The sequence below is a fragment of the Paenibacillus sp. FSL R7-0652 genome, from assembly GCF_038595045.1.
Taxonomy (GTDB): Bacteria; Bacillota; Bacilli; order Paenibacillales; family Paenibacillaceae; genus Paenibacillus.
Genome location: NZ_CP152001.1, coordinates 5,412,769 through 5,438,223, shown reverse-complemented (window position 1 = coordinate 5,438,223; position 25,455 = coordinate 5,412,769). Strand labels below are relative to the sequence as shown.

The window sequence follows — 25,455 nt, the reverse complement described above, 5'->3', positions numbered from 1 at the left end:
CAAGTTTAGTACGAAGGTTGGTCGGGATACCGGATATGCTCCTCCAGTCCAGCCTTCTCCAATTGGGAAATGATGTATTCATCAGGTGTACCTTCGACCCCTGCGTACCCACGTCTTGTGTACATTTGTACTGCATCGGGAAAAGCATCCCGCAGTACACCTCTTATTTTTTTGCCGGAGCTGTCATTATCCATGAACAAATATACATCATCATACCCCACTTGCTTACGAAGCACCTCCAGTTTGAGAGAGTTCAGCGTTCCAAACGTACACAGAATATTGATCTCTGGTCCAACCAGACGTTTAAGTTTGCTGCGATCATTCTTACCTTCAACAATGACATGAATAGGCATCTTATTCCCCCCTGATTCGAGAGCTGTTGTCGACATTCCCCGGGAAATGTTACAGCGAAAGTCGACGGAATGTACATATAGTGTATCTGGAAATGAGGGAATGATGCAAAGTTTAAATGATCTGTATTATATGCTGGCAGCCAAATTAGAGATACTGAGCGGAAACGGGTTAACCAAGAATGCTTTTGGCATCGGAAGATGACAGGGATGCACCATGTCTGGACGTATAATATGGCAGCAGCAGAATACCAATCATTAGCAAAATAAAGGCAATAAAGTAAGGGGATACGCCAAGCCTCAGCTGTCCTGCTGTAATCGGACCAATAAAGGAGCCAATAGAGGTGGCAATCGACTGTAACGAGAAAATACGCCCAAGCTTTCTGCCGCCGCTTAAATGGATAAAGAGAGTAGCCATGGCGGGGAAAATGATGCCTTTGGACATCCCGAGCACAAATAAGATAATCGATAACGAAACCTGCGGTATGGCTGCCATAACAAAAAAGCTTAAGGACATCAGCAGCACGCCAGCTACCAAACGAAGTTTCGGCGAATAACGGTTCAGGAACAGCATGCTGAGTGTGAAAAGCGCACCTATGCTGATGATTGAAAATAAGAGTCCGGTAGACATCATGGATGAATGCCCGCCGCCTCGCAGAGGCAGTTCAAAGAACAGAATGCCTTGGGCACAGGCAATGACCAGAGGCAGGATGAAATAGCGCCACGACACGGGCAGGAACACTTTGGTGGAGTCTTTGGCTGTATGACTGAGCTCATTCGGGCTGGACGTCGCCGTGGCAGACTTCGCTGGTTCCGTTAACGGCTGTGGCTGACGGACAAGACCGCGCGGCATCGTCAGCAGTGCAATGACACCTGTCAAAATGAGCAGGTAGCCGAGACTGGAGAAGGTGGCGGAAAAACCCATCGCACCTACGATAACTGCACCTGCGGCCGGTGACACCACAGAAGCCAGCGTGTGCACAACGCCGTGACCGGACATGTATTTGCCTTGTTTAACCGGATCTGTAGAGAGCTGAGCAAGCAGAGCCAGACATGCCGGAGACAGAAAAGCCAGTACAAATCCGCTGATCGAACGCAGCGCGAGCAGCTGCCAAGGCGTATGAACATGGGCCTGCAGAAGCAGGATGATGCCTGCACCTACCAGGCTGAATACGATATATCGGCGGCTGCCGTGTTTATCAATCTGTGTCCCGGCAATCAGATTACCGGGCAGATGGGTTAAGGAATAGATACCCATCATCCAGCCGATGAAGGTTGGAGCTGCACCGAGCGATATGGCAAAAGGCGTCAGAATGGGATACTGGGCGTGCAGATCGAACACAGCTAGAAACAGAAACAGGTATAGCCAGATGGCCGTTTTCACTAGAGCCCCTCCTTGTTAGGCGATGCCTGCTGATATACAGGTCTGGAACGTGTTCACGTTCGTCGGACAGATCCTCATGGTACTACTTGTACGCCTGTAAGGACGAACTTAGACCGTTTATTTTTGCCGGAGAGGGCTTAGCTGACAGGAGGTTCGGAAATCATGTATAATATTCGGGAAGTCAATAATGAACTCTAATACGGAAGGTGTAATCATGAACATAGAAGTGATCAAAGAGTTTGTGATGCAGAACTGGCTGGTGATCGTCGTTGCACTGATCATTTTGTTCTTTGTTCTGAATGTGGTCAAAACGATGTTAAAATGGGCGATTGCTATCATCATTATTGCGGCTCTTCTGATATACAGCGGCATCTCCATTGAACAGATCAAAGAGACCGTCACAGACGTGCAGTCCAGCACGATGGACACACTCAAGAAAGAAGCGACAAGCATCATGCTGAAGGAAGCTTCCAAAGCAACCTATGCGGCGGGGCAAAATGGTGAATTTACGATTACCAGCCCTAACGTGGAGATTAAAGGGAACACGAAGTCTGACAAAGTTGATGTGACGTTCCGCGGGATTTCAGTTGGCGAATGGAAGCTCGACAACGAAACGATCCGAACATTTGTCGAACAGGCACAAAAGAACAAAACAGCACCTGCTTCGTAGTTAAAGGAGGAATAAAGACGTGCTGCAAACATGGCTGGACAGCCTCAAGGAGTTAAATGGCATTACCATTTTGCTGCTGCTGATCGTAGCGGCTTCCTTACTGCAGGGATGGTCCAGAGGAGCTTCACGTTCCGCGGGAAGACTCTTTGGTTTCCTTATGGACGGTATTATGGCGGTCATCGGTATTTTATTATCCATCGGATTAACCTTATGGCTTGCGCCATACGTGCAGCAGTGGTTGTCTGCGCATGCCGCAGCTATGCCTAACCGTGAGTTGAACCGATGGGAGCAGTTGTATTATACGCTGGTTACAGCCATTGCAGATTTTCCGCTGATGCGGTTTGCCGTATTATTTGTACTGAGTTATGGCATCATTCGCATGATCCTTGGTTTCTTATCCTCCTTCTTGTTCCGCAGAAGACATTCAGGTCATGAACCAGACAAACCTAAAGGCATGATCAGCCGTCTGACAGGTGCGGTCATTGGTACAGTTATCGGTTCGGTCCGCGGAATGATTGTGATCGCGGTATTGTTCATGATCGTCAGTCTTTATCCGGGCAGCATGTTCAGTCGGTATGTGGAGGCCTCACCGATCTATATGCAGGGAGCCAAATCAGTTATTGAGCCGTTGTCCGGTACGTTCATCAAGGACAAGCTTCCGGTATTTACCCAGGCCGTTCAGAAGGAACTGGGAGGTATTCTGCAGCGGAAGTACGAGGTGATCGATCATAATATTCCGGCAGATATTGAACAGGCTGCGCAGGAGATCGTCAAAGGGAAAACGACGGATGAAGCGAAAGCGAGAGCTCTGTACGATTGGGTAGGTACCCGGATTCAATACGACTACGGGAAAGTAGATGATTACGAACAGAAGGGGATATGGCATGAGCAGACCCCTCAGAATACATTTGATACTCGCAAAGGGGTATGCATCGATTATGCCCGCCTCTATGCGGTGATGGCACGTTCCCAAGGTATTAATGTCAGGGTGGTTACAGGTTTGGGATATAACGGTCAGGGAGGTTACGGCCCTCATGCTTGGAACGAAGTATATTTGAGTGATTCCGGGAGCTGGGTTCCGCTTGATCCAACCTGGGCGATTAGTGGAGACTGGTTTAATCCTCCCAATTTTGCCGACACCCATGTGAAAGATCAGTCCGCTTGATTGTAAGCCAGACAAGGTTCTGAATATAACGACACTTCCAGGTGATCATGCCGGGATTATCCGGCAGCTGCGCTTATGTATCAAAGTCATGAAAGAGGTAGGATGAATGAAAAAGCATTCCAACGAGAAGGATGAACTTGCGGACAAACGGCGGTTTAGTTACCGGATGAACGTATTTTTCTTTGCTTCTTTTGTCATATTTAGTGTGATTATTGTGCGCTTGGCCTATCTACAGTTTGTAGAAGGTCCCGAGCTCAGTCAGGAGGAAGCGAGCAACATTACAAAGGATGTACCGCTTGCTCCTGTGAGAGGAACGATCTATGATTCGACGGGCACGGTGAAGCTGGCATACTCCAAACCGATCCAGTCCTTGTATCTCACATTGTATAAAAACTACGGGGATGTGGAGGGGAAGCCGAACCCCAAAATTGGCGAAGTTCAGGACATGGCCAAGCGTCTGAATGAAGTCTTCGAAAAGTATAAAGCCAAAGATGCCGAATCTTTGACTGTGGATAAAATCATTGAAGAGATGGACTTGAATTCACGCAAGGCGAACGGTTTTATGCCAAGGCTCATCAAGAGTGATTTGTCCGAAGGAGAGGTGGCTTATTTCCTTCAGCATAAGGATGAATTCAAGGGCATCCAGATCATAGAAGAAAGTGTACGTTACTACGATCCGGACACAGTAGCTGTTCAATCCATTGGTTATTTGAAAAAATTCAAAAGCTCCAAAACATTGAACAAGTATAAAGAAGTGGATGAAGCGAATAAAACACAGACCGATCCAGGCTTGGTGTATACAGAGAATGAGTTTGTCGGATTCGATGGACTTGAGCTTCAGTATCAGGATAAGCTGCGAGGTAAAAGTGGTTATACGTCGGTTGATGTTGATCTGCGCAACCTGCCCGAAGGTGTAGCAGGTACAACACCGCCGCAAAAAGGATACGACCTGATCTCCAGCATCAACAAAAATGTGCAGGTGAAAACCGAGCAGGCGATCCTGGATCAACTGAGCTGGCTTCATCGCAATCCGGTATCAGGCAGACTGCATCCTAATGCAACCACCGGATTTGCCGTTGCCATGGAAGTAGATACAGGTAAAGTAGTGGCAGCTGCCAGCATGCCTGATTATGACACGAATGTGTGGAGAACGGGCAGTATAAGCAATGAAGATTACGATAAAATCAAATATATTTATCAGAACGGTACAATTCGGGGGTTCCTGCCTAGTGATTCTAGAAAAAGGGCTGAATCCGTTGTATTGCTCGGTTCAACGATCAAGCCGCTCAGTGTCCTGATCGGATTAAAAGAAGGATTCTTTACGACTAACACGGTGTATAACGACCGGGGTTCAACCACATTCGGCGGAGACAACCGCCGCGTACAGAACTCTTCGGGTCACGTCTACGGTCCGATGCGTCCACATGATGCCATTCGTCATTCCTCTAACGTATTTATGATCGACGAGATTGGTAAAAAGCTTTATGCCCAATATGGAGCTAAGGGCGTTGGCGTGTGGGATAAGTACATGGAGCAGTTTGGACTCGGTGTGAAAACAGGAGTCGATCTGCCCAATGAATGGCCTGGGCGTAAAGAATATTTAGAAAGCGATGAAACATCCCTCACCAAGCTGGTATATGCCTCCTTTGGACAGCAGGGTAAATATACAACGATGCAGCTGGCACAGTACACAACGATGTTAGCGAACAAAGGAAAACGAATGCAGCCCCAGTTCGTGAAGGAGTTCCGGGATTCAGAAGGTAATGTTGTTGAGAAGGTGAAACCGAAGGTACTCAGCACAGCAGAATTCAGTGATGCATACTGGAATGAGGTACAGCGTGGTATGGCCACCGAGGTTTCTTCCTTTGGCGGTTTCCCTTATGATTTTGCCAGAAAAACAGGTACGTCGACACAGAGTATTGGAGGCAGACCGGTGGATAACGGGGTGTTTATCGCATACGCGCCTCGTAACAATCCGAAGCTGGCTGTTGCTGTCATGATCCCTGAAGGGGGCTTCGGCTCCAGCAGTGCGGCTCCGGTTGCAAGGGCAATCTTTGATGCTTACGATCAAGAGTTCGGCCTGGACGGCATCCCTAAAAAAGATAAAAACAAAGAAGCAGACACGAGTACACAATAATCCGGTAGTGAGACACTGCAGGCAGAAGAAGGCCCTCAGAATAATCTGATGGGTCTCTTTTTGTTGAATTTTATGTAACCTAATGATTCGCAGTACGTTATATACAGAGGGAGTACAGCAGATTACCGTATTCAACGTTTAAAAATGAGCATCGATGCCATACGTTTGGCACTACCATTATTACAGAAATGTAACCAAAAATAGAAGGACGTTACAGTTTGCTTTTGATAAACTTAAGAGGAGAAAATATGTCGATTCGGTCTGTTCTGACGTTTTAACATGATTATAAATATATTACTTTTTTAGGAACGGAGAGAGCAGCACATGTTTAAACGATTGAAAAACAAACCGCCGAATGAAAATGAACGTGTGGTTGACAAAGCTTCGACAGCCAGACTGAATATGTTTTTTTTCGCGGCATTTGTGATATTCAGCATCCTTATTTTTCGACTGGCGTTTGTGCAGTTTGTAGAAGGACCTGAACTGACGTATATGGAGTCTACCCGGAATACAAAGGATATACCGCTTGCTCCGGTACGGGGTCCGATCTATGATGCGACCGGCAAGGTGGCGCTTGCTTATTCGGAGCCGGTGCAGTCCCTGTATGTTTTGTTATATGAAGATTATCGCAATGATGATCGCAGGCAGGAAGCCGAGGAGTTGGCACAGGAGCTTGCCGATATATTCAAACGATTCAATCCGGGAGATGAGACGCAGCCGGATGCGGAGGAAATTGTCAAACGGCTGGATCTCAATCATCAGAAGACGTTTGGTTATGTACCAAGACTAGTTAAGTCTGATCTGTCGACCGAGGAAATCGCTTTTTTTATGGAGAAAAAAACGGAGTACCCCGGCATCATGGTTCTGGAAGAAAATGTACGCCGATATGACCCGGATCGGGTTGCCGTACAAGTTATTGGTTACACAAGAGAATTCAAACGTGTTCCAACAACAATGAAGCAGTACCAAACCATTATGAAGCAATCTGCCTCTCAACGTGACCCGGGTCTGGTGTACTCACAGGATGAGAAGGTTGGATTTGACGGTCTGGAACTGCAGTATCAGCAGGAGCTTCGCGGGCGAAGCGGATATCAATCCATTGACATCGATTCCCGGAACCTGCCTACGGGTACGATGGAGTTGACTCCACCGGAGAAGGGATACAGTCTGGTCTCCACGATCAATAAGGAGATTCAACTTGCGGCACAGCAGGCTATTACCGATGAATTGCGGAAACTGCCTAAAGCTATCACGGGTTACGCTGTAGCGATGGAAGTGGATACAGGTAATGTCGTAGCGATGGCCAGCATGCCGGATTACGATCCGAATGACTGGGATTATGACAAAATTAAATATGTATTCCGCAACGGGACAACAGAGTCCTTCCCTCCGAATGATAACAAACCGCGTCATGCTGAATCCGTTGTGCTGCTTGGATCGGTTATTAAACCGCTGAGCGTACTCATCGGACTGAAAGAGGGACTGTTCACTGCGGGAGAGACGTACCCTGATAAAGGGTATGCTGTACTTGGCAAAGATGGACGACAAGTGAAAAACTCTCACTCGGCGTATAACGGAAATATTACGGCACGCAGAGCCATCGAAAAATCTTCCAATGCATTTATGATTGATATGGTGGGTAAGCGGTTGTTAAACCAATATGGTGGAACAAAAGCCATTGAAAAATGGGACGAATACATGAAGAGTTTTGGTTTAGGTGTGTCCACAGGCATTGATCTGCCTAATGAATTTCTTGGCCGACTGGAGTATAAGGAAGATCATGAGTCGGCTCTAACACGCCTGGCGTTTGCATCATTTGGCCAGCAGGCGAAATATACGACGATGCAGCTGGCCCAGTACACTACCATGCTTGCGAACAAAGGCAAACGATTGGAGCCTCATCTGGTGAAGGAAATTCGAGATGCAGATGGCAATGTGGTGAAGAAGTTCAAACCAAAAGTGCTTAATGAGGTGAAGTTTGCGGATGCACACTGGAACGAAGTGCATAAGGGCATGGTGACCAAAGTAAGCTCATTCGACGGATTCCCTTATGATTACGCCAGAAAAACGGGAACATCCGAGCAGGGAGCCGGACCGAATAAAAAGGAGAACGGGGTCTTTATTGCCTTTGCTCCGCGGGAGAATCCGAAGCTGGCTGTAGCCGTTGTCGTACCGGAAGGCGGGTTTGGATCGGTCAGTGCTTCACCTATAGCACGTAAAATTTTTGATGCTTACGATGAAGTGTATGGACTGGATGGTATTCCGAAGGGCAAAAAGGACCAGAAGCAGGAGTAGGATTAAGGATAAGCTTTATAAAGATGGTGCAGTTCATTTAAAGGACAAAGCTGGTTTAATTTGATGCGGCTGCATATAAACCTCAGGACAGGCAGGGGAAATTATCCCTTGCCTTTTGTTTTGTCATCAGATAAAATTTGCACAAGGGAAACATTATTAGACGAGTTTAAAAGTTGATACCTTGTACAACTTAATTAGTTGAGGACAAATGTTGTAGTAGAGGGAAAGGGGAGGCTGGAATTGTTAAAGGTGAAGATGAGGAGTATTCAACGTGGATTCATTACTCTGGCATGTATTGTGCTGATTATCGTGCTGACAGCTTGTTCAAGCAATCCGGGAACAAGCGGGAATGGGAAAGTGCAGGTCACAGCAACGACAGGAATGATCGCGGATGCAGCAAGAGAGGTAGGCGGAGCATACGTTGAGGTTACCGGCTTGATGGGACCCGGGGTAGACCCGCATCTATACAAGGCATCTCAAGGAGATATCCGCAAACTGGAGCAAGCCAAAGTGATCTTCTACAACGGCCTGCACCTGGAAGGCAAAATGACAGACATTTTAGAGAAAATGTCTAAAAGTAAGCTGGTCACTGCAGTTGCGGAGAAAATTCCGACAGAAGAGCTCCATTCCGGCCAAGCGACAGGTGGAACGGAATATGATCCCCATGTCTGGTTTAACGTTAAGCACTGGATGCGTGCGGCAGAAGCGGTTCGAGACACGCTGATCGAAGCAGATCCGGAACATGCAGAGCAGTATAAGACACAGGCACAAGCATACCTGGAGAAGCTGGAAGCTCTGGATGCGGAAGTGCGGGAGAAAATTGGGCAGATTCCCGAGTCAAGCCGGGTATTGGTTACAGCCCATGATGCATTTGGTTATTTTGGCCAAGCCTACGGGATTAAAGTGATGGGGCTTCAAGGCATCAGTACGGCAGCGGAATACGGTGCCAAGGATGTAAGCGAACTGCGGGATTTTCTGGTGGAGAACAAGATTAAAGCTGTGTTTATCGAATCAAGCGTGCCGGCGAAAGCGATGGAAGCCATCATAGCCGGCGCAGCTGAAAAGGGCCATAACGTAAGTATAGGCGGGGAACTGTTCTCAGATGCCATGGGAGCCGAAGGTACTGAAGAGGGCACCTACATTGGAATGGTGCGCCACAATGTCGAAACCATCGCAGCGGCGCTGAAATAATAATTCATCTGGAGAGAGGAGAATGACGTTGATGAGTGATATAAATGTGAAACAGCAGCCAATAGTGAATACGTCCAGTGATCGGCTTGGACAAGGAACGAAGAATCCATCTTCTCCTCTTATTGTAAGGAATCTGGCTGTGGCTTATCACAAAAAGCCGGTGCTCAGTAATGTAACTTTTGATGTTCCCGAGGGACAGCTGATTGGCATTCTTGGGCCAAACGGAGCCGGTAAATCCACATTAATCAAAGCCGTTCTGGGACTTGTGCCCAAAATGCACGGTGACATAGAAATTTTCGGACAGTCCTATCGTGAAGCACGCCGGCGTATCGGCTATGTTCCGCAGCGGGAGTCCGTAGACTGGGATTTCCCGACGCATGCGTTAGATGTAGTTATGATGGGACGATACGGGCATCTGGGCTGGTTTCGCCGTCCTGGTAAAAAGGAAAAGGATATGGCGGCTCACTGCCTCGAGCAGGTGGGTATGGGAGATTATATGTATCGGCAGATCAGCCAGCTGTCAGGAGGTCAGCAGCAGCGTGTATTTCTAGCGCGGGCTTTGGTGCAGCAGGCAGATCTGTATTTCATGGATGAGCCGTTTGCTGGCGTGGATGCTACGACGGAGAAAGCGATCATCTCGCTGCTGGAAGAACTGAAAAAGCAGGGGAAAACGGTGCTGGTTGTCCATCATGATCTGGCCACAGTAGAAGAATACTTCGATCATGTACTGCTGCTCAACGGTCGTATGGTAGCAGCTGGAGCTACAAGCGAAGTATTCACGCCCGATTCATTACAGGAGACGTACGGAGGCCGGATTGCAATGATTGGCAGCCGGACGGAGAAAGGTCAGGTGTAACCTATGTGGAACTGGATCATTTCCATTCTGTCAGATCCGAACACACGCTGGATCCTGCTTGGCTGTCTGCTCCTTGGGTTCAGCAGCGGTATCATCGGTTCGTTTACCTTTCTTCGCCGCCAAAGTTTGATGGGTGATACCCTTGCCCATGCGGCACTGCCCGGCATATGTATTGCGTTTATGATGACAGAAACCAAGTCGATTGGATTATTTCTGCTCGGTGCGCTCCTCTCGGGAATTATGGCGACTTTCGGTGTTTCCTGGATAACCCGATATTCACGGATCAAACAGGATGCTGCCATGGGCATTGTGCTGACGGTATTTTTCGGAATCGGTGTGGTGATGCTGACACGTATTCAGCACAGCGCCAGCGGAAGCCAGAGCGGACTTGACAAGTATCTCTTCGGACAGGCAGCATCTATGGTGCTTACGGATGTGTATGTGATGGCCGGGGTATGTATTGTACTGCTCATCGCCTGCCTTGTCTGGTTTAAAGAATTCAAACTGGTGAGTTTTGACCCGGGTTTTGCAAGAGGCATGGGCCTGCCTGTAGGCGTGCTGGAGCAGTTGATTCTGCTGCTCACCGTCATTGCCGTAGTGGCTGGAATTCAAGCGGTTGGCGTGGTGCTGGTTGCAGCGCTGCTGGTGACCCCGGCAGCGGCGGCAAGATGCTGGACGGATTCTCTTGCACTGATGGTGCTGCTGTCTGGACTATTCGGTGCACTCAGTGGTGCAGCAGGCACGGTGTTCAGTACGTTTGTCCCTAATCTGCCAACTGGACCGGTAACGGTGCTGGCGGCAACATTGCTGTTTGCCGGATCTGCTCTGTTCGCACCAAGACGCGGATTGTTTGCACGCAAGCTGCGGAGCATGCAGGCGAAGTCTGCTTATATGCGCGAAGAGAAGGCTGGGCTGCAGACCCTCGCTGCGCAGCCCCGAGCACAGAAACGGGGGGAGATGTAAATGGCATCGTTCTGGATTATTTTAACGGCAGTATTCGTTTCCTCCGCCTGCGCAATTCTGGGTTGTTTCCTCATTCTCCGACGTATGGCTCTGGTCGGTGACGCGATCAGTCACGCGGTGCTTCCGGGAATCGCGATTGCATTTCTGTGGAGTGGGTCCAGAGATTCGATGTGGATGCTGCTGGGGGCAGCGGTGTTTGGACTGCTGACGGTATTCTTCATTCAGAGCCTTCAGGCCGGAGGACTGTCTTCGGATGCGTCCATCGGTATTGTATTTACAGCACTCTTCGCTGTGGGGGTTATCCTGATTAGTCTGAATGCACAGCATATCGATCTGGATCTGGACTGTGTGTTGTTCGGTGAGATTGCTTATGTGCAGTGGGATACTTTAACGCTGCGGGGAATGGATGTGGGGCCGAGGGCGGTGTGGATGCTGGGCATTACGCTGCTTGTTATTCTCATCGTGATTGGGCTGTTCTACAAACAGTTCAAATTATGTGCCTTCGATCCGGCCTTGGCAGCAGCTTGCGGCATCCCGGTTGTGCTGTTCCATTACCTGCTCATGGGGCTGGTATCCATGACGTCGGTGGCTTCTTTTGAAAGTGTCGGCTCTATTCTTGTCGTAGGTATGTTAATTGTCCCGGCAGCGGCAGCTTATCTGCTCACGGATCGGCTGGGCCAAATGATTCTGTATGCTGTGCTGATTGGTGCGGCTTCCTCTGTTGGCGGTTACCTGATGGCTTACGCGATGGATGCTTCCATTGCAGGATGTATGGTGGCTGCAGCAGGCATATTGTTTGTACTCGCGCTGCTGCTGTCTCCAAAACACGGTATCGTGTTTCGTTATGTACGTCGTAAATATGCGGCAAGGTAAATGCAAACAGAAGCATCAATCGGCATGGGGTACACCCCGCGGTTGTGCTTAACCTGCACAAATCAGTTTATTCAAGTGACCGCCTGCTTGGCAGGCGGTTTTTGGTAACCTTTTTTTCAACAACAGCTGCGGCGAAGCGTCAAAGATCCGAATACAGGTTACTTTGTTGCATATGGATGATCTGTGGTAAAATGGCGTTAGCTGTGACGTCCGGGGCGTCCGCCATTAGCGGATACCGGGCGATCTTGTTGTTTTAGAGAGAATATGGAGAAAGAGAGTTTCAATGGAAGATAACATGGAGAGAGAAATACTGGAGGAGGATTTGCAGCATGAGTGAATTGAAATACAAACTGCTTGCCCTGGATATGGATGGCACGTTGCTGAATGATAATCATGAAATTACACAGGAGACGGCCAAGTGGATTCAGATTGCGATCCGGCGCGGGGTGCACGTGTGCTTGTCTACGGGAAGAGCGGTATACCACGCCATGCCTTATGCGGTACAGCTCGGACTGGAAACACCGATGGTGACCGTCAACGGCAGCGAGGTCTGGAAAGCACCGCATGAGCTTCATATGCGTCATCTGATGGACCCGAGTCTGATTCGCAAGATGCATGAGATTGGGGAGAAATACAACAGCTGGTACTGGGCATACTCCGTGGAGGAGCTGTTTAACCGAGATCGCTGGACGGACAATATCGAAGGATTGGAATGGCTGAAATTTGGATTCACCACTGAGGATGATGAGGTTCGTCATCAGATTATGATGGAGCTGCAGCAGATGGGTGGTCTGCAAATGACCAATTCGTCTCCTGTAAACATTGAGGTGAACCCGGAGAACGTATCCAAAGCTACCGGTGTATCCGAAGTATGCCAGCTGCTGGGCATCAACATGTCCGAAGTGGTTGCTGTGGGCGACAGTCTGAACGATCTGGCTGTCATTGAAGCGGTTGGTCTGGGTGTTGCTATGGGCAATGCACAGGAGCAGGTGAAACAAGCGGCAGATTTAATAATTGGAAGCAATAATGAGGATGGCATTGCTCATCTGATTCGTGAACATATTTTGAAGGGGGAGTAACCTTTGCTCGCAACCGTTGGCTGGATTTTAATTGTACTGCTGTTTGCAGTAGGTATGGCAGGTACGGTGTATCCGATTCTGCCGGGTGCAATCGCGATTTTCTTCGCATTTCTGGTCTACGGCTGGTTTTTCAGCTTTGATCCGTTCGGGGTCTGGTTCTGGATTATACAGATCCTCATTGTGGTAGTGCTGTTCGTGGCAGATTACGTCGTCAGTGCTTGGGGGGTCAAAAAGTTTGGCGGCTCCAAGCTGTCTACAACGCTGAGTACCATTGGTGTGATCATTGGTCCGTTCGTGATTCCGGCGTTTGGACTGGTTCTGGGACCTTTTCTCGGTGCATTTATCGGGGAGATCATTGGCGGTTCTTCACCTTCCAAAGCTTCCAAAGTTGGATTTGGTTCTGTCGTCGGGCTGTTTACGAGCACGGTGATGAAAATTATTTTGCAGCTTGTGATGATTGTTCTATTCATTATTTGGGTGGTTCGATTCGCCTAGAATGTCAGGTTAGCTAGCTTAGGTCCGGAGAGGTCCGGTGTGGGGGAAAGAAGGGGAATTCGTTTTGTCTAAGAAGGAAACATTTATTAAAGGTACGCTCATATTGGCGGCTGCAGCATTGATTGCAAGGGTACTCGGTCTGGTGCAGCGCGTGCCGCTGGAGCATATTCTCGGGGATATCGGTAACGCATCGTTCACGATCTCCAATACGGTGTATTTAATGCTGTTAACTGTGGCAACGGCGGGCATACCGAGTACGCTGAGTAAGATGGTTTCGGAACGCTACGCGCTCGGACGCGCAGGGGAAGCGCAGCAGATCTACCGTGCAGCCCTTATTTTCGCGGCAGTGGCCGGTGTCGTCATGTCTGTTCTGTTATGGTTTGCGGCACCATTCTATGCCACCCATATTTCCAAAGTACCGGAATCCGTGAGTGCCATCCGTGCGCTTGCTCCGGCCCTGCTGCTCTTCCCGGCGATCGCGATGATGCGTGGTTATTTCCAGGGACGCGGTAATATGACGGCAGGTGGTATCTCGCAGATCGTAGAGCAGTTTGCGCGCGTAGGCGTAGCGATTATTGTGGCATTTGTAATGCTGCAGTGGAATTACGATGATCAGACGATTGCAGCCGGGGCATCTTTCGGTGGTGTATTTGGCAGTATCGGCGCATTTGCTGTGATGCTGTACTTCACATTGAAGCTCCGCAAAAGTGATCGTGCGGCACAGCTGCATTATGAGCGGGCAGAGCAGCTGCCGATGCGCGGCATCTACACCGATATTTTTAAACTTTCAATCCCGATAGTGTTATCTTCTCTTGCTGTTCCGGCAATTAACTTTATCGACTCCTCTCTCGTCGTTCCGCTGCTTAGCGGACAGATCGGTGTGGGAGAAGCGACAGGAGTACTCGCAATTCTGGGTGCGAAGGCTCAAAGTATTGCAGGTATTCCGCCAATTCTGGCAATCGCGCTTAGTCAGTCTCTTGTGCCTGTCATTTCGGCGGCCTTTGCCCGTAAAGATGAGATTCACCTGAAAAATCAGGTGACGCTGGCCATGCGTATTTCTATCCTGACCGGGATGCCAATTGTGATTACGTTGTGTGCAGCCGCTCATTCGGTAAACGGATTGATATTTACAAGTCCGGACGGTACGCCGATTATTGCATTGCTGACGTTCGGTACCATCTTCCAAATTACCATGATGACGACGAATTCCATCCTGCTTGGGGTGGGTAAACCACGAATCACGATGATTAGCGTAGCGGCAGGTATTATCGTGAAGCTGATTGCGAGTCTTATCCTGGCGCCGATCTTTGGCATTTACGGGATTATTATCGCAACGGCGCTGTGCTTCCTGGTCATCACATATTTGAATCTGCGTGTACTGCGCAAAATTGTGGATTTCTCGATTATGGGAGATCGCTGGCTTGGATTTATGATTACGGTGCTGTTGGCGGCAGGCATTGGATTTGCAGCCAACTGGAGCGGGAATCAGATCTTTGGTGCTTTCCTGCCTGCACGCGTATCGTTCCTGGTCACCTGTATGGTAGTGGGGGTGCTGGTCGTTGTGGTGTATCTCGTGCTGATGGTTATGCTGCGCGTCCTGCGTAAGGACGAGCTGGGCAGTTATCCACGAATTTTGCAAAAAATTCTTCGTCCACTTATGCGTCTACAGCGTGGTGCCGGGCAGCGTGGATAATTCGTTATTTTGGCAGCGTAGGCTGTGTACCAGCCTTTGATTTATTAAAGCGCGGTCTGCTCCTGCAGCGGACTGCGCTTTTTTTCTTTTACGCGCTGCGTTGTTATTACATCAGATATGGCTTTCTTAACGGTGAATATTGAACTTGCTGCGTCGGGTGTTTTGGATTTTGTAATGTTGTCTTTTTGTGGTGGTATCAGGTGTACCGTTTTGCCTGCAGGTTTGTACGTTTTAACTTGTATTTCGCACGAGTGCAAGTGCTGCTTCCTTTTGGATGGAATTCATGTTATTTTTGCTCCGATTGTTAGTGAGTAATTTCCTGCACATCATGGGCCAAAGCCGTTTTTAACATGCCGTACCGATGCTCATGACTCATCTCGAACAGCCAAGGTCTGCGGGGCGAAGTAAGGTATCCAAGACAATCGCGTGTTTGAAGCCAGTCATGTCTTGTAATCGGTTCATAAGGGGTATCGCTCCAGACAGTGAGCAGCTCTGGCGAGTACAGCCTCTGACCTTCCGGCAGCCATTCCTCATTCAATAAGGCTGCGGCATACAGGTTATGATCCTTGGGTCCACTGTGATGCTTGGTGAACAGACCCGGCCAATATTCCGCCCGTGAGCCGCCGTGAGGAACGGTGCGAGCGAACTCCAACACTTGCTGCAGGACCTGTTCTACACCGAATAACAGGGCATACAAGACTTTGCCGAACTGGATGCGTTCATTTAATTTGCCAAAATGTTCGATGACCCGTCCGGTGAGTCCACCTCCTTGTCCGAGAGGGAAAACGATATGGTTCAGCCCCGCCAGATTGTGCAGATGAAAAGCAGGTTTGGAAAGCACTTCTTTTTGAAAATACGGATGCTGTACCACCCGGCTCTCAATATAGTTCTGCTCATTAATAATTAACGCCACACTGAGAATGGAACTGCAGCGTTCCAGCCAGAAGCGCTCCCAGAATGGGGTCATAAATGCCGATACGTGAAAATGGGACAGCAGATGGAAGCAGCTTCGGCCAAGCCGCCGACTGTGCATATACAGCTGCAGCTGTGGATATGCATCTTGAAATATAAGAGCATTGCACCGCTCCAGCAGGCGATACATATGCCCACGAGCCTCCTGGTTCTGCAGATTATGCATCAGGTCGCTGTGCAGGTCGGTCATATGATATCCGCCGTTGCGGGATACCATGTGCGCAAGCAGTGCCCAGTGCAGTTCGGGATACTGCTCGTAACATTCCAAGTAAGCAGCCGTACGTGTCACATTACTGCGATTCTGCTGCTGCGTTAAGGTCTTGATTTCTTCAAGAATGATACAGTCTTCTTCACATACCAGTGCACTTTGCGCCTGAATGTTCCGCGAAGGAGAGGGTCTGCCTGCTGCGGGCAGCAGCCGCTCAACTTCAACCTGCAGAGCCGCTGCTGTGTCTGCCTTCCAGTTCAGGTCACGTGAAGGATGTCTAAGCTGGGAGGATGCATGCCAGGCCGCCTGTTTACCGCGCCATACTTCCCGGGCTGCTCCGGGGATCGATCGAACGATCTGCAGGATAGAACCTGTGTGCTGGTTATCCGAAGAGTCACTTCTGGTGGAAGTCATGAATGGACACCCTTTCATGAGAAACTGTTTGATATGCCAGAACTTGTGGTTATTCTAAGTATGCGCTGAACATTTGACTTCCAATCACCAATTTGCTTCACTTAGATGGAGACAAGGTACAGAAAGGGAGATGTGACAATGGAACAGATTACATCCAAACCGGAATTTGATGTAGCGATTCAATCGCCGCGTTTGACAGTGGCCGTATTCAAGGCAGACTGGTGTGGGGACTGCAAATACATCGATCCGTTTATGCCTGAGGTGGAAACGAAGTATTCACGTAATCTTACACTCATTGAAGTGGACGTTGACCAGGTAGGTACAGTGAGTCAGGAACAAAATATTTTGGGCATCCCAAGCTTCGTAGCTTACACGGACGGACGGGAATTAGTGCGTTATGTGAACAAACTGCGCAAGTCGAGAGAAGAGATCGAACAGTTTCTGGACCGTGCAGTAGAGGTATACAATACGATTCACAAGTAAGGTAGTTAAGGATACAACCCAACCCTTATATGTTGGAAGATTGTTGAGCATAATTTAGAAAATAAAACTCCAATATTTAGGGTAGATGATTAGAATGTTTGTGAAGCGTTTATCAATTTTTTGCAAAAACATGGCTGTCAATTAAGCTCTAATCTGGGCTTAAGACAGCCTTTTCTGTTCTAATAAGACAATCACAATTTTTACATAATATAAATCTGCCAGCCTTATAGAGCAGTGCAATCTCATGCAGCTCTCAGGAACGGCTGGGCTCGGCTTCATGAAAAAGGGGGGGGCGGCCGTATGCTGCCGTATCGAAATCCCTTCAAATTTTTCCAAGAGTTTAGTATAATGACCTGCGGGTCAAAATGGTATCAGACGTTAACATTTTGTCACAAAGCGCTGCGTCAATGAGGAATTTATCCGGTATAATGAATTTAGTTGTGAAATTAGTGTCAAAGTGCAGAACAAGCACTGCATAAGTATCGTACTAGTGCTGCTAAGCAGCATACAAGTACCGGATAAACAATGCAGCTGATTTTGTACTCAAGCAATGAAGTTAATAACATCATCAAGCGAAGAATTCCTTTCGCCAATCTAAACCAACAGCGGGTGAGAAAAAATTGAAACACTTAACATTGTTTAAATGGTTAACCGTATTAACCTGTCTTGTGATGTTCCTGGCTACCTTTGGCGGCGGGATCGTAACCAAAACAGAATCGGGCCTTGGCTGTGGTACACAATGGCCTTTATGTAACGGAAAACTCGTGCCAGCTCATACTGTTGCCTCTCTGATCGAATATTCCCACCGTGCAGTCAGTGCACTGGCAGGACTGTTGTCCATCGCTTCGTTTGTGGCCTTCTTACGATTTGGCAAGCAGCGCCGGGATCTGCAGCTGTTCTCTTTCCTAACGCTTTTGTTTGTCATCATTCAGGGAATTATGGGGGCTTTTGCGGTTGTATTCTCGCAATCGTCGGCGGTCATGGCCCTTCACTTTGGATTCGCGCTAATTGCCTTCGCAAGTTCGTTAATGATGGCTCTCGGGATTCGGCAGGAAGCGAGATATGGAGGTCTGGAACGTCTGAACCAATATCCTCGCGTCAGCAGGGGATTCCGCAATTTGGTCTGGTTTTCAACTATTTATACGTACCTGGTGGTATATACCGGAGCATTCGTGAGCCATACGGACTCAGCCGGAGGTTGTTCCGGATTCCCCCTTTGTAACGGACAGATCGTTCCAGAGCTCTCCGGCGGGGTAGCTGTTGCGTTTGCCCATCGTCTGGCAGCTGTATCACTTGTTATTGTTATTGCTATTCTGGGGCATTTTGCTTATCGTAAACACCCTGATAACCGTGAACTGCGGACACTTGGTGTACTATCTGTAGTCTTGATTCTGTTACAAGTGGTCATCGGTATGTTCATGATGTGGACGATCAGCCGCCCAGAGGTTTACATGTTTGTGGCGCTGGCACATATGCTGGACATTGCCATACTCTTCGGGATTTTGACCTATATGAGTTTCCTTGTGTACAAGCTCCATCGACCGGTTAACCGGTTCTAAAAGGTTTTTTCGCTACAAATAGTGATGCTGTATAATGCATCAATAACTGTACTGGATTTTGCTGTAAAGTCCACCATCCGGTGATGTACATCATTGGATAGGTGGACTTTTGTTTGATGTTTGAGGCTGCAGGGCAACCTAAACGAAGCTGTAATGATGATGGAATTCGGGAACTTTTGCTTCGGCCTTCAGCAGTTGATCAGCTGTGACGATATATATTTTGTAGGATCAGCGAGAAAGAGGAGGGCATCTATGCTGCGAACTTTACTTGGTGAAAAGCCCCGGGTTAATCAGGGATTATTGAAGGAAGCTATGGATACTATGGCATTTACGCTGGAATCTTTTGAGCGGCAGATGCATGTGGATCATGACCCGAATCATGACTATCGGAAATTGTATGTATGGACTCAAGGACTGATCTCCTCGTTGGATGAACTGGAGCAGAGCTGTTTTGCTGCAGCCCATTTTCGTCAAAAAGTGGTGGCCGGTTCCACGGAAGATATGAGTGCAGCGGAAAAAGCGGAGTATGCTCGTTATGTTTATTTTTACAAAGACGCGTTCATAAGATGTTTCGCGATTTTGGACAAATTGGGCACCGTATTAAATGAAATTTTTCAATTGAATACGTCCAAAACGAAGGTGCATTTCTCGTATTATACCGTTCTGAGGCAGTTTGATTATCACCGGGAGCATCATGCATTGGCACTGCAGCTCATTCAGATTAAGGATAAATACCGTGAACCGATGAGCCGTCTGCGTAAGCGGCGTAATATGGAGATACATTATATGAATTCTGAGATGCAGGATGATTTGTGGCAGCTGCATCAAACGATGCAGGGGAAGGTGAAGCTGGAGGATCTGGATCAGCATCTGCTTGAGATGCAGCAGGGTGTGGATATGGTCTGTGAAACGCTGCATACAGCGTATCGATACATCAATAAAATTTGGCGTAAGCAGGGTGCGAGACGTTAATGGCATGACAGACTCCGAAAATAATACCATTTGACAAATCGGAATAGTTTGACTATACTGAGTTTCAGATCGAAACATACATGGAATCGTGTCTGTAATTAAGCATTTAATGCAGTTCGCTCATTATATATGATGAACTACATGAACCTATATAATTCTACAACTGTATATTTCTCTTATCGAGAGTGGCGGAGGGACAGGCCCGATGAAGCCCGGCAACCGATCTGCGATGATGGACTTTAATGTCTCTTATTTCAGGTGTTAGGTGCTAATTCCTACAGAATCATGAAGTGTGATTTTGGCAGATGAGAAGGTCATTTCACGTGAAGAGCCGTCTTTGTATCTGCAAAGGGCTCTTTTTTTGTGCTAAAAGGGGAGTTTTCCCTTCCTTCGGGTAAAGATATATGTAGGTGATGGGGAAGGAGCAGTACTATTGATTGAACTGGTTGGATTAACCAAAACATATGGCAAACGCGGGAAAACAACTACAGCGTTGTCAGAACTCAATCTGAATATCCAAAAAGGTGAAATATTCGGTGTGATCGGTCACTCGGGTGCGGGGAAAAGTACGCTGATTCGCTGTATCAACTTGCTCGAGCGGCCGACCGAGGGTGAGGTTTGGGTCGATGGCATTAACCTGACCGAGCTGAGTAAAAGCGAATTACAGCAGCAAAGACGCAGGATTGGTATGATCTTTCAGCATTTCAATCTGTTGTCTTCTGCAACGGTTTACGATAATGTTGCTTTCCCGTTAAAACTGGTGAACACCCCCAAGGAAGCGATTGATCGCAAGGTGAAGGAAATGCTGGCACTGGTTGGTCTGGAGCAGCACAGCAGTAAATATCCGGCACAGCTGTCTGGCGGACAGAAGCAGCGGGTAGGTATAGCGAGAGCTCTGGCAAGTGATCCGAGTGTACTTCTCTGCGATGAGGCAACCTCGGCACTTGATCCGCAGACAACGAATTCGATACTGAAGCTGCTTATGGATATCAACGAAAAGTACAACTTGACCATAGTACTTATTACACATGAGATGCATGTCATTCAGAATATCTGCGATCGGGTGGCGGTCATTCACCAAGGCGGCATTGTGGAACAAGGACCCGTGACAGAAGTGTTCCTGAAACCGCAGCATGCGATTACCCGGGATTTCGTCTCACGTGACAGCGAAGGCGGACTGGCACTCGAAGAAACGGTCTTAAACAGTGCCGGAACCGAACTGCCAACAGGCGTATCTTCCAAACTAGTCAAAGTATCCTTTCTTGGAAATAAAACGTATGAAGCGATTTTGTCGAGAACCGTTCGCAAAACGGGTGTGGATTTTGCCATTCTGCAGGGCACCATCTCTACGATCAAGCAGGTTCCTTATGGGCAGCTGACGGTACGTTTTGAGGGTGACTTCCCTGCGATTGAGCAGACTTTGTCTGAATTAACCGCAGAAGGACTTGATGTGGAGGTGCTGCGATAATGGATTTTTCCAAAGTACGCTGGGAAGAGGTTGGCACGGCCTCCATTGAAACCCTGCAGATTTTGGCGGCAGCAGGTTTATTTACCGTTATTCTAGGTCTCCCGCTGGGGGTAATCCTGTTTATGACGAGCCGCTCGGCATCAGCAAAATCAAGAATAACCTACATCATATTGTCCGTCATTGTAAATATTTTGCGCTCTGTACCTTTCATCATATTAATTGTTGCAATTATCCCTTTCACCCGTTCATTAGTGGGTACTGCAACCGGAGTGTTAGGTGTAATTCCACCTCTAGTTATCTCGGCCGCTCCGTATTTTGGCCGTCTAGTAGAAAATACACTTCGTGAAGTGGATCGCGGTGTCATTGAAGCGGCACAGGCAATGGGGGCATCCACAGGACAGATTGTCAGACGGGTACTTCTGCCCGAGGCTTTACCTGGCTTGCTAGCTGGAGTTACGATCACGATCGTTACATTGGTATCCTACACAGCTATGGCGGGTATGGTTGGCGGTGGAGGATTGGGAACACTGGCGATCAATTATGGGTACTACCGTTACCAGTATGAAATTATGATCATTTCCGTAGTGTTCATGATTATTCTGGTCCAGCTTTTGCAGATGGTTGGCGATCGTCTGGTTATCTATTTCACCAGGAAATAAACAGATAGATGAAAATATAATGCGAAGGGGTTTTACAGATGAAAAAATGGTCTATTGTGCTTCTGAGTCTAATGCTGATTGCAGTGCTTGCTGCTTGCGGCAACAACAAGAAATCGGACAGTGGTGCGGATAACTCCGCAGGCGCTCCGCGTACCGTCGAATTGAAAGTTGGTGCTTCACCTACACCTCATGCTGAAATTCTGGAAAGCATCAAACCTGAACTTGAAGCTCAAGGTATTCGCCTGCAGGTTGTGACGTTTAATGACTACGTGCAGCCAAATCAACAGCTTGCTGATGGTAAATTGGATGCGAACTTCTTCCAGCACCAGCCTTATCTGGACACGGAGAACAAAGAGCGCGGTTTTAATCTGGTTGCTGTAACTCCGGTTCATGTTGAACCTTTTGGCGGCTACTCCAAAAAGATCAAATCTTTGGATGAACTGAAAGATGGCGCCAAAGTAGCCATTCCGAATGATCCTTCCAATGGTGGACGCGCAATGCTGCTGCTGGCGAAAAAAGGTCTAATTACACTCAAAGACGATACGAACATCGCATCAACCAAACAGGACATTACAGCAAACCCTAAAAATCTGGATATCATTGAATTGGATGCAGCCATGATGCCTCGTCAGCTGGATGAAGCCGATCTCGTCTTTATCAATGCGAACTATGCACTGGAAGCAAACCTCAATCCGTCTAAAGACGCTTTGCTGATTGAAGACCTGCAGGGAAACCCTTATGCCAACATTTTGGTATCCCGTGACGATAACAAAGATGCAGATGCGATCAAAAAACTGGCAGAAGCACTTCATTCCGAAACGGTGAAAAAATTTATTAAAGAACGTTACCAAGGAGCAGTTGAACCTGCATTTTAAGGTGAAGTTCAGATCATAACTTATAAGCCCCACATGTTCTTACAAAGAGCATGCGGGGCTTTCTTATTGGGTTGGATTACCATTTGTGAACTGCTTTCGGGCTGCAAGTTGTGAGAGGGAGATAAATCTTTTATACTGGATGAGTGACTGCTCTTTGAAGAGGGGGATGAACGTGAAGGGAAAGATTGCCCTCATAACGGGAAGTGCCAAAGGTCTTGGTAAAATGACGGCCCTCAGTCTGGCGGATCAGGGATGCCACATTGCGCTTAATTATGTGCACAGCCGTTTGGAGGCTGAAGCACTGCAGGCTCAGATTACTGCCAAAGGGGTTCGCTGTACAGCCATTCAGGCCGATATATCGAAAGCAGAAGAGATTCACGCGCTCGTTGATGCAGTACAAACGCAGCTGGGACATATTGATATTTTGGTGAATAACGCCGGTCCGTTCGTGCGGGAACGCCGGGTCTTTGCAGATTATTCCGAAGCAGAAGTGCAGATGCTGGTGCAGGGCAACCTGCTTGGACCGATGATTCTGGATCAGCTCGTCCTGCCCGAGATGCGCCGCAAGCAGTGGGGCCGTATTATTCATTTTGGGTTCAGTCATGCGGGTGAAGCAAGATCTTGGCCTCATCGTGCTGTCTATGCTGCTGCGAAGGTAGGTTTGGTTTCGTTTACGAAAACTCTTGCCGTGGAAGAAGCGCCTTATGGGATTACAGTGAACATGGTATGCCCTGGAGATATACGCGGTGCGAACAAAGAGAAAACAATCGATGACATTGCAGGCATCACGGATAAGGAAACGCCGAGAGGACGACCTGGCAGCGGAGAAGATATTGCGCGAGTGATTACGTATCTGTGCCTGGATCATTCGGATTTCATTACAGGTAACATTATGGATGTGTCTGGAGGGCTTGATCCCATTCGGCCTACAATTTAATAAAGCATCAAAAAAAAGAGCCCTCCGCTTCTTCGAAGCGAAAGGCTCTCTGATCTTTATTTCGTGAAGGATTGATTAGAATACTTGTACAACTTCTTGTACACCCTCAACTTCTTCGAGGAGGGCACGTTCAATCCCGGCTTTTAAGGTAATGGTGGAGCTTGGGCAGCTGCCGCAGGCACCGACCAGTTTCAGCTTAATGATGCCATCCTCCACGTCGACCAGTTCCACGTCACCGCCATCGCGCTGCAGGAACGGACGAAGTTTATCAAGCACATCAGATACCTCATCATACATGGTGCTTTGTGCGTTTTCGCTCATATTGTTCAACTCCTTTCCTCCCTTTATTATATTACAAACGACCATAAATTAAAATGGTCAAACAAAGCAGGTGAACTGAAATGAGACCAATTATTGAATTTTGTGCTAACAATATGCATTTTGGCACCGATGAAGTCATGGATCAGCTGGATGAAAATCCGGACTATGATGTGATTGAATACGGCTGTCTGACCAATTGCGGTCAATGTTATATGACACCTTTTGCCTTGGTTAATGGTGAAGTGGTCGCCACGGACAAAGTAGAGGATTTATATAACGCCATTCTCGCCAAAATAGCTGAAGCGGATGCCTGGGACGCGCTGGATCTCGACTAACCGAGATGGCGTTTGGACATCCAGAGCACACCGCTTTTCAAAATACGAGGCACACGTCCCATCATGGACGTTTTGCCCATCAGCCCAAATCCAGCCTTTTTGCCTAGCGCGCCGAGTGTGCCGCGAAGCTTCAGAGGCTGCGGATTGGGCTTTTCGCCTTTCCAGAGAGCATGCTGAATATGAGCGATCTGTTCACCCTGAACCTCTGCAGCCTGACCGCTTGGTGCATAAGGCACGCTGGCACAGTCACCGACGACATAAACATCGGTATACTCCGGAATTTGATAATATTCGTTTAATACGACACGGCCCTGAGGGTCCTTGGTTACATCAAGGTCTTGAACGACTTTGACAGGTTGGATGCCTGCCGTCCATACAACAGCATCGGTCTGAATCTGTTCATCGCGGTTGTAGATCGCGTTTGGCTCCACCCGTGAAATGGCGATATGTCCCCGGGCCTCAACCTGATGCTCGCTGAACCATTCGTGAACATAAGCAGAGAGACGTTGAGGGAATGCAGATAATACGCGCTCACCGCGATCCAGGATACTAATATTCAGATCGGGTCTGCTTTCGCGCAATTCGGCAGCCATCTCAACACCACTCAAGCCACCGCCCACAATGTGAACATGTCCATAAGCCTTAACTTCATTAAGACGCAGATACGTCTCACGTGTTTTGCTGAAGCTTTGAATCGTGCAGCTGTATTCCTCGGCACCGGGTGTATTGTGAAAACGATCTGTACATCCCAGGCCAATCACGAGTTTGTCATATTCCAGAGGTTCCTGACCTTCGAATTCAATCTGACGCTGCTCCAGATTAATGGCTGTAACCTCACCGAAACGGTGTGTTACTTTCTCATTTACCGGAAAATGGATACGCAGGTCGTAATCCGATACTGTTCCTGCTGCGAGTGCGTAATATTCGGTCTTTAATCCTTGAAAGGGGCTGCGGTCCACCAGTACAATTTGCGTATCTGACGGGATTTTACCTTCCAGAAGTTCCTTGATGATCGTGAGGCCGCCATAACCGCCTCCAAGAATGACGAAATTTTTCATGACTCGGCTTCCTTTCTGCATCAGTCCCATTGCTGGGACCTTA

At 48.1% G+C, this 25,455-nt stretch carries 24 protein-coding genes and 1 riboswitch; of the genes, 19 read left to right on the top strand and 5 right to left on the bottom strand.

Going from position 1 to position 25,455, the window contains the following annotated elements:
* Nucleotides 1-5 precede the first annotated feature (5 nt).
* Both MKY97_RS23850 and MKY97_RS23845 read right to left on the bottom strand, forming a co-directional pair.
* Nucleotides 6-353, bottom strand: coding sequence for a toprim domain-containing protein (locus MKY97_RS23850; protein WP_342552717.1), 348 nt, complete (start codon nt 351-353; stop codon nt 6-8).
* A gap of 169 nt (nt 354-522) precedes the next feature.
* Nucleotides 523-1,734 carry an MFS transporter gene (locus MKY97_RS23845; protein ID WP_342552716.1) on the bottom strand — a complete coding sequence of 404 codons (1,212 nt, stop codon included), beginning with the start codon at nt 1,732-1,734 and terminating at the stop codon, nt 523-525.
* Nucleotides 1,735-1,921: 187 nt separating this feature from the next.
* Between MKY97_RS23845 and MKY97_RS23840 the strand changes: the two genes are divergently transcribed.
* The 11 genes from MKY97_RS23840 to MKY97_RS23790 all read left to right on the top strand — a co-directional run bounded on the left by MKY97_RS23840 (nt 1,922) and on the right by MKY97_RS23790 (nt 15,151).
* Nucleotides 1,922-2,404, top strand: coding sequence for an ATPase (locus MKY97_RS23840; protein WP_342552715.1), 483 nt, complete (start codon nt 1,922-1,924; stop codon nt 2,402-2,404).
* 19 nt (nt 2,405-2,423) lie between these two features.
* Nucleotides 2,424-3,569 carry a transglutaminase domain-containing protein gene (locus tag MKY97_RS23835; protein ID WP_342552714.1) on the top strand — a complete coding sequence of 382 codons (1,146 nt, stop codon included), beginning with the start codon at nt 2,424-2,426 and terminating at the stop codon, nt 3,567-3,569.
* A gap of 106 nt (nt 3,570-3,675) precedes the next feature.
* Nucleotides 3,676-5,706, top strand: coding sequence for a penicillin-binding transpeptidase domain-containing protein (locus MKY97_RS23830; protein ID WP_342552713.1), 2,031 nt, complete (start codon nt 3,676-3,678; stop codon nt 5,704-5,706).
* Between the two features lie 324 nt (nt 5,707-6,030).
* Nucleotides 6,031-8,001, top strand: a complete 1,971-nt coding sequence (locus MKY97_RS23825) for a penicillin-binding transpeptidase domain-containing protein (RefSeq protein WP_342552712.1) — start codon at nt 6,031-6,033, stop codon at nt 7,999-8,001.
* Between the two features lie 234 nt (nt 8,002-8,235).
* On the top strand, nt 8,236-9,192 hold the full coding sequence (locus MKY97_RS23820) for a zinc ABC transporter substrate-binding protein (RefSeq protein ID WP_342556439.1): 957 nt from the start codon (nt 8,236-8,238) through the stop codon (nt 9,190-9,192).
* Between the two features lie 31 nt (nt 9,193-9,223).
* The gene (locus tag MKY97_RS23815) at nt 9,224-10,048 is read left to right on the top strand and encodes a metal ABC transporter ATP-binding protein (protein WP_342552711.1); all 825 of its coding nucleotides are present in this window, start codon (nt 9,224-9,226) and stop codon (nt 10,046-10,048) included.
* Nucleotides 10,049-10,051: 3 nt separating this feature from the next.
* Nucleotides 10,052-11,011 carry a metal ABC transporter permease gene (locus MKY97_RS23810; protein WP_342552710.1) on the top strand — a complete coding sequence of 320 codons (960 nt, stop codon included), beginning with the start codon at nt 10,052-10,054 and terminating at the stop codon, nt 11,009-11,011.
* Nucleotides 11,012-11,884, top strand: a complete 873-nt coding sequence (locus MKY97_RS23805; RefSeq protein WP_342552709.1) for a metal ABC transporter permease — start codon at nt 11,012-11,014, stop codon at nt 11,882-11,884.
* A gap of 329 nt (nt 11,885-12,213) precedes the next feature.
* Complete coding sequence (locus MKY97_RS23800; protein WP_342552708.1) at nt 12,214-12,963, top strand: Cof-type HAD-IIB family hydrolase; 750 nt, start codon at nt 12,214-12,216, stop codon at nt 12,961-12,963.
* A gap of 54 nt (nt 12,964-13,017) precedes the next feature.
* Nucleotides 13,018-13,458 carry a DUF456 domain-containing protein gene (locus tag MKY97_RS23795; RefSeq protein ID WP_342556438.1) on the top strand — a complete coding sequence of 147 codons (441 nt, stop codon included), beginning with the start codon at nt 13,018-13,020 and terminating at the stop codon, nt 13,456-13,458.
* Nucleotides 13,459-13,522: 64 nt separating this feature from the next.
* Nucleotides 13,523-15,151, top strand: coding sequence for a polysaccharide biosynthesis protein (locus MKY97_RS23790; RefSeq protein WP_342552707.1), 1,629 nt, complete (start codon nt 13,523-13,525; stop codon nt 15,149-15,151).
* Nucleotides 15,152-15,455: 304 nt separating this feature from the next.
* On the opposite strand, the gene MKY97_RS23785 is transcribed toward MKY97_RS23790, so the two are convergent.
* A complete protein-coding gene (locus MKY97_RS23785; RefSeq protein WP_342552706.1) occupies nt 15,456-16,745 on the bottom strand; it encodes a DUF2515 family protein in 1,290 nt (429 codons plus the stop codon).
* A 138-nt stretch (nt 16,746-16,883) separates the two neighbouring features.
* Between MKY97_RS23785 and MKY97_RS23780 the strand changes: the two genes are divergently transcribed.
* From MKY97_RS23780 to MKY97_RS23750, 7 genes are all read left to right on the top strand, one after another.
* Nucleotides 16,884-17,228: a thioredoxin family protein gene (locus MKY97_RS23780; protein ID WP_342552705.1), complete on the top strand. Its 345-nt coding sequence runs from the start codon at nt 16,884-16,886 to the stop codon at nt 17,226-17,228.
* Nucleotides 17,229-17,848: 620 nt separating this feature from the next.
* Nucleotides 17,849-18,787, top strand: coding sequence for a heme A synthase (locus tag MKY97_RS23775; protein ID WP_342552704.1), 939 nt, complete (start codon nt 17,849-17,851; stop codon nt 18,785-18,787).
* 252 nt (nt 18,788-19,039) lie between these two features.
* Complete coding sequence (locus MKY97_RS23770) at nt 19,040-19,759, top strand: Cthe_2314 family HEPN domain-containing protein (RefSeq protein WP_342552703.1); 720 nt, start codon at nt 19,040-19,042, stop codon at nt 19,757-19,759.
* 173 nt (nt 19,760-19,932) lie between these two features.
* Nucleotides 19,933-20,071: riboswitch (SAM riboswitch) on the top strand.
* Nucleotides 20,072-20,192: 121 nt separating this feature from the next.
* On the top strand, nt 20,193-21,227 hold the full coding sequence (locus MKY97_RS23765; protein ID WP_342552702.1) for a methionine ABC transporter ATP-binding protein: 1,035 nt from the start codon (nt 20,193-20,195) through the stop codon (nt 21,225-21,227).
* A complete protein-coding gene (locus MKY97_RS23760; protein WP_342552701.1) occupies nt 21,227-21,886 on the top strand; it encodes a methionine ABC transporter permease in 660 nt (219 codons plus the stop codon). The genes MKY97_RS23765 and MKY97_RS23760 overlap by 1 nt, the downstream gene beginning before the upstream one ends.
* A gap of 38 nt (nt 21,887-21,924) precedes the next feature.
* Nucleotides 21,925-22,761 (top strand): MetQ/NlpA family ABC transporter substrate-binding protein, encoded by an 837-nt coding sequence (locus MKY97_RS23755; protein ID WP_342552700.1) that lies wholly within the window; start codon nt 21,925-21,927, stop codon nt 22,759-22,761.
* 172 nt (nt 22,762-22,933) lie between these two features.
* A complete protein-coding gene (locus MKY97_RS23750) occupies nt 22,934-23,698 on the top strand; it encodes an SDR family oxidoreductase (RefSeq protein WP_342552699.1) in 765 nt (254 codons plus the stop codon).
* Between the two features lie 75 nt (nt 23,699-23,773).
* Here MKY97_RS23750 and MKY97_RS23745 read toward each other — a convergent pair whose 3' ends face one another.
* Complete coding sequence (locus MKY97_RS23745; protein ID WP_053783253.1) at nt 23,774-24,019, bottom strand: NifU family protein; 246 nt, start codon at nt 24,017-24,019, stop codon at nt 23,774-23,776.
* An 80-nt stretch (nt 24,020-24,099) separates the two neighbouring features.
* On the opposite strand from MKY97_RS23745, the gene MKY97_RS23740 reads away from it, so the two are divergent.
* Nucleotides 24,100-24,354 carry a YuzB family protein gene (locus tag MKY97_RS23740; RefSeq protein ID WP_342552698.1) on the top strand — a complete coding sequence of 85 codons (255 nt, stop codon included), beginning with the start codon at nt 24,100-24,102 and terminating at the stop codon, nt 24,352-24,354.
* Here the strand turns inward: MKY97_RS23740 and MKY97_RS23735 are convergent.
* Entirely contained in the window at nt 24,351-25,412 is a 1,062-nt protein-coding gene (locus MKY97_RS23735; protein ID WP_342552697.1) for an NAD(P)/FAD-dependent oxidoreductase, read from the bottom strand. The genes MKY97_RS23740 and MKY97_RS23735 overlap by 4 nt on opposite strands.
* Nucleotides 25,413-25,455 lie beyond the last annotated feature (43 nt).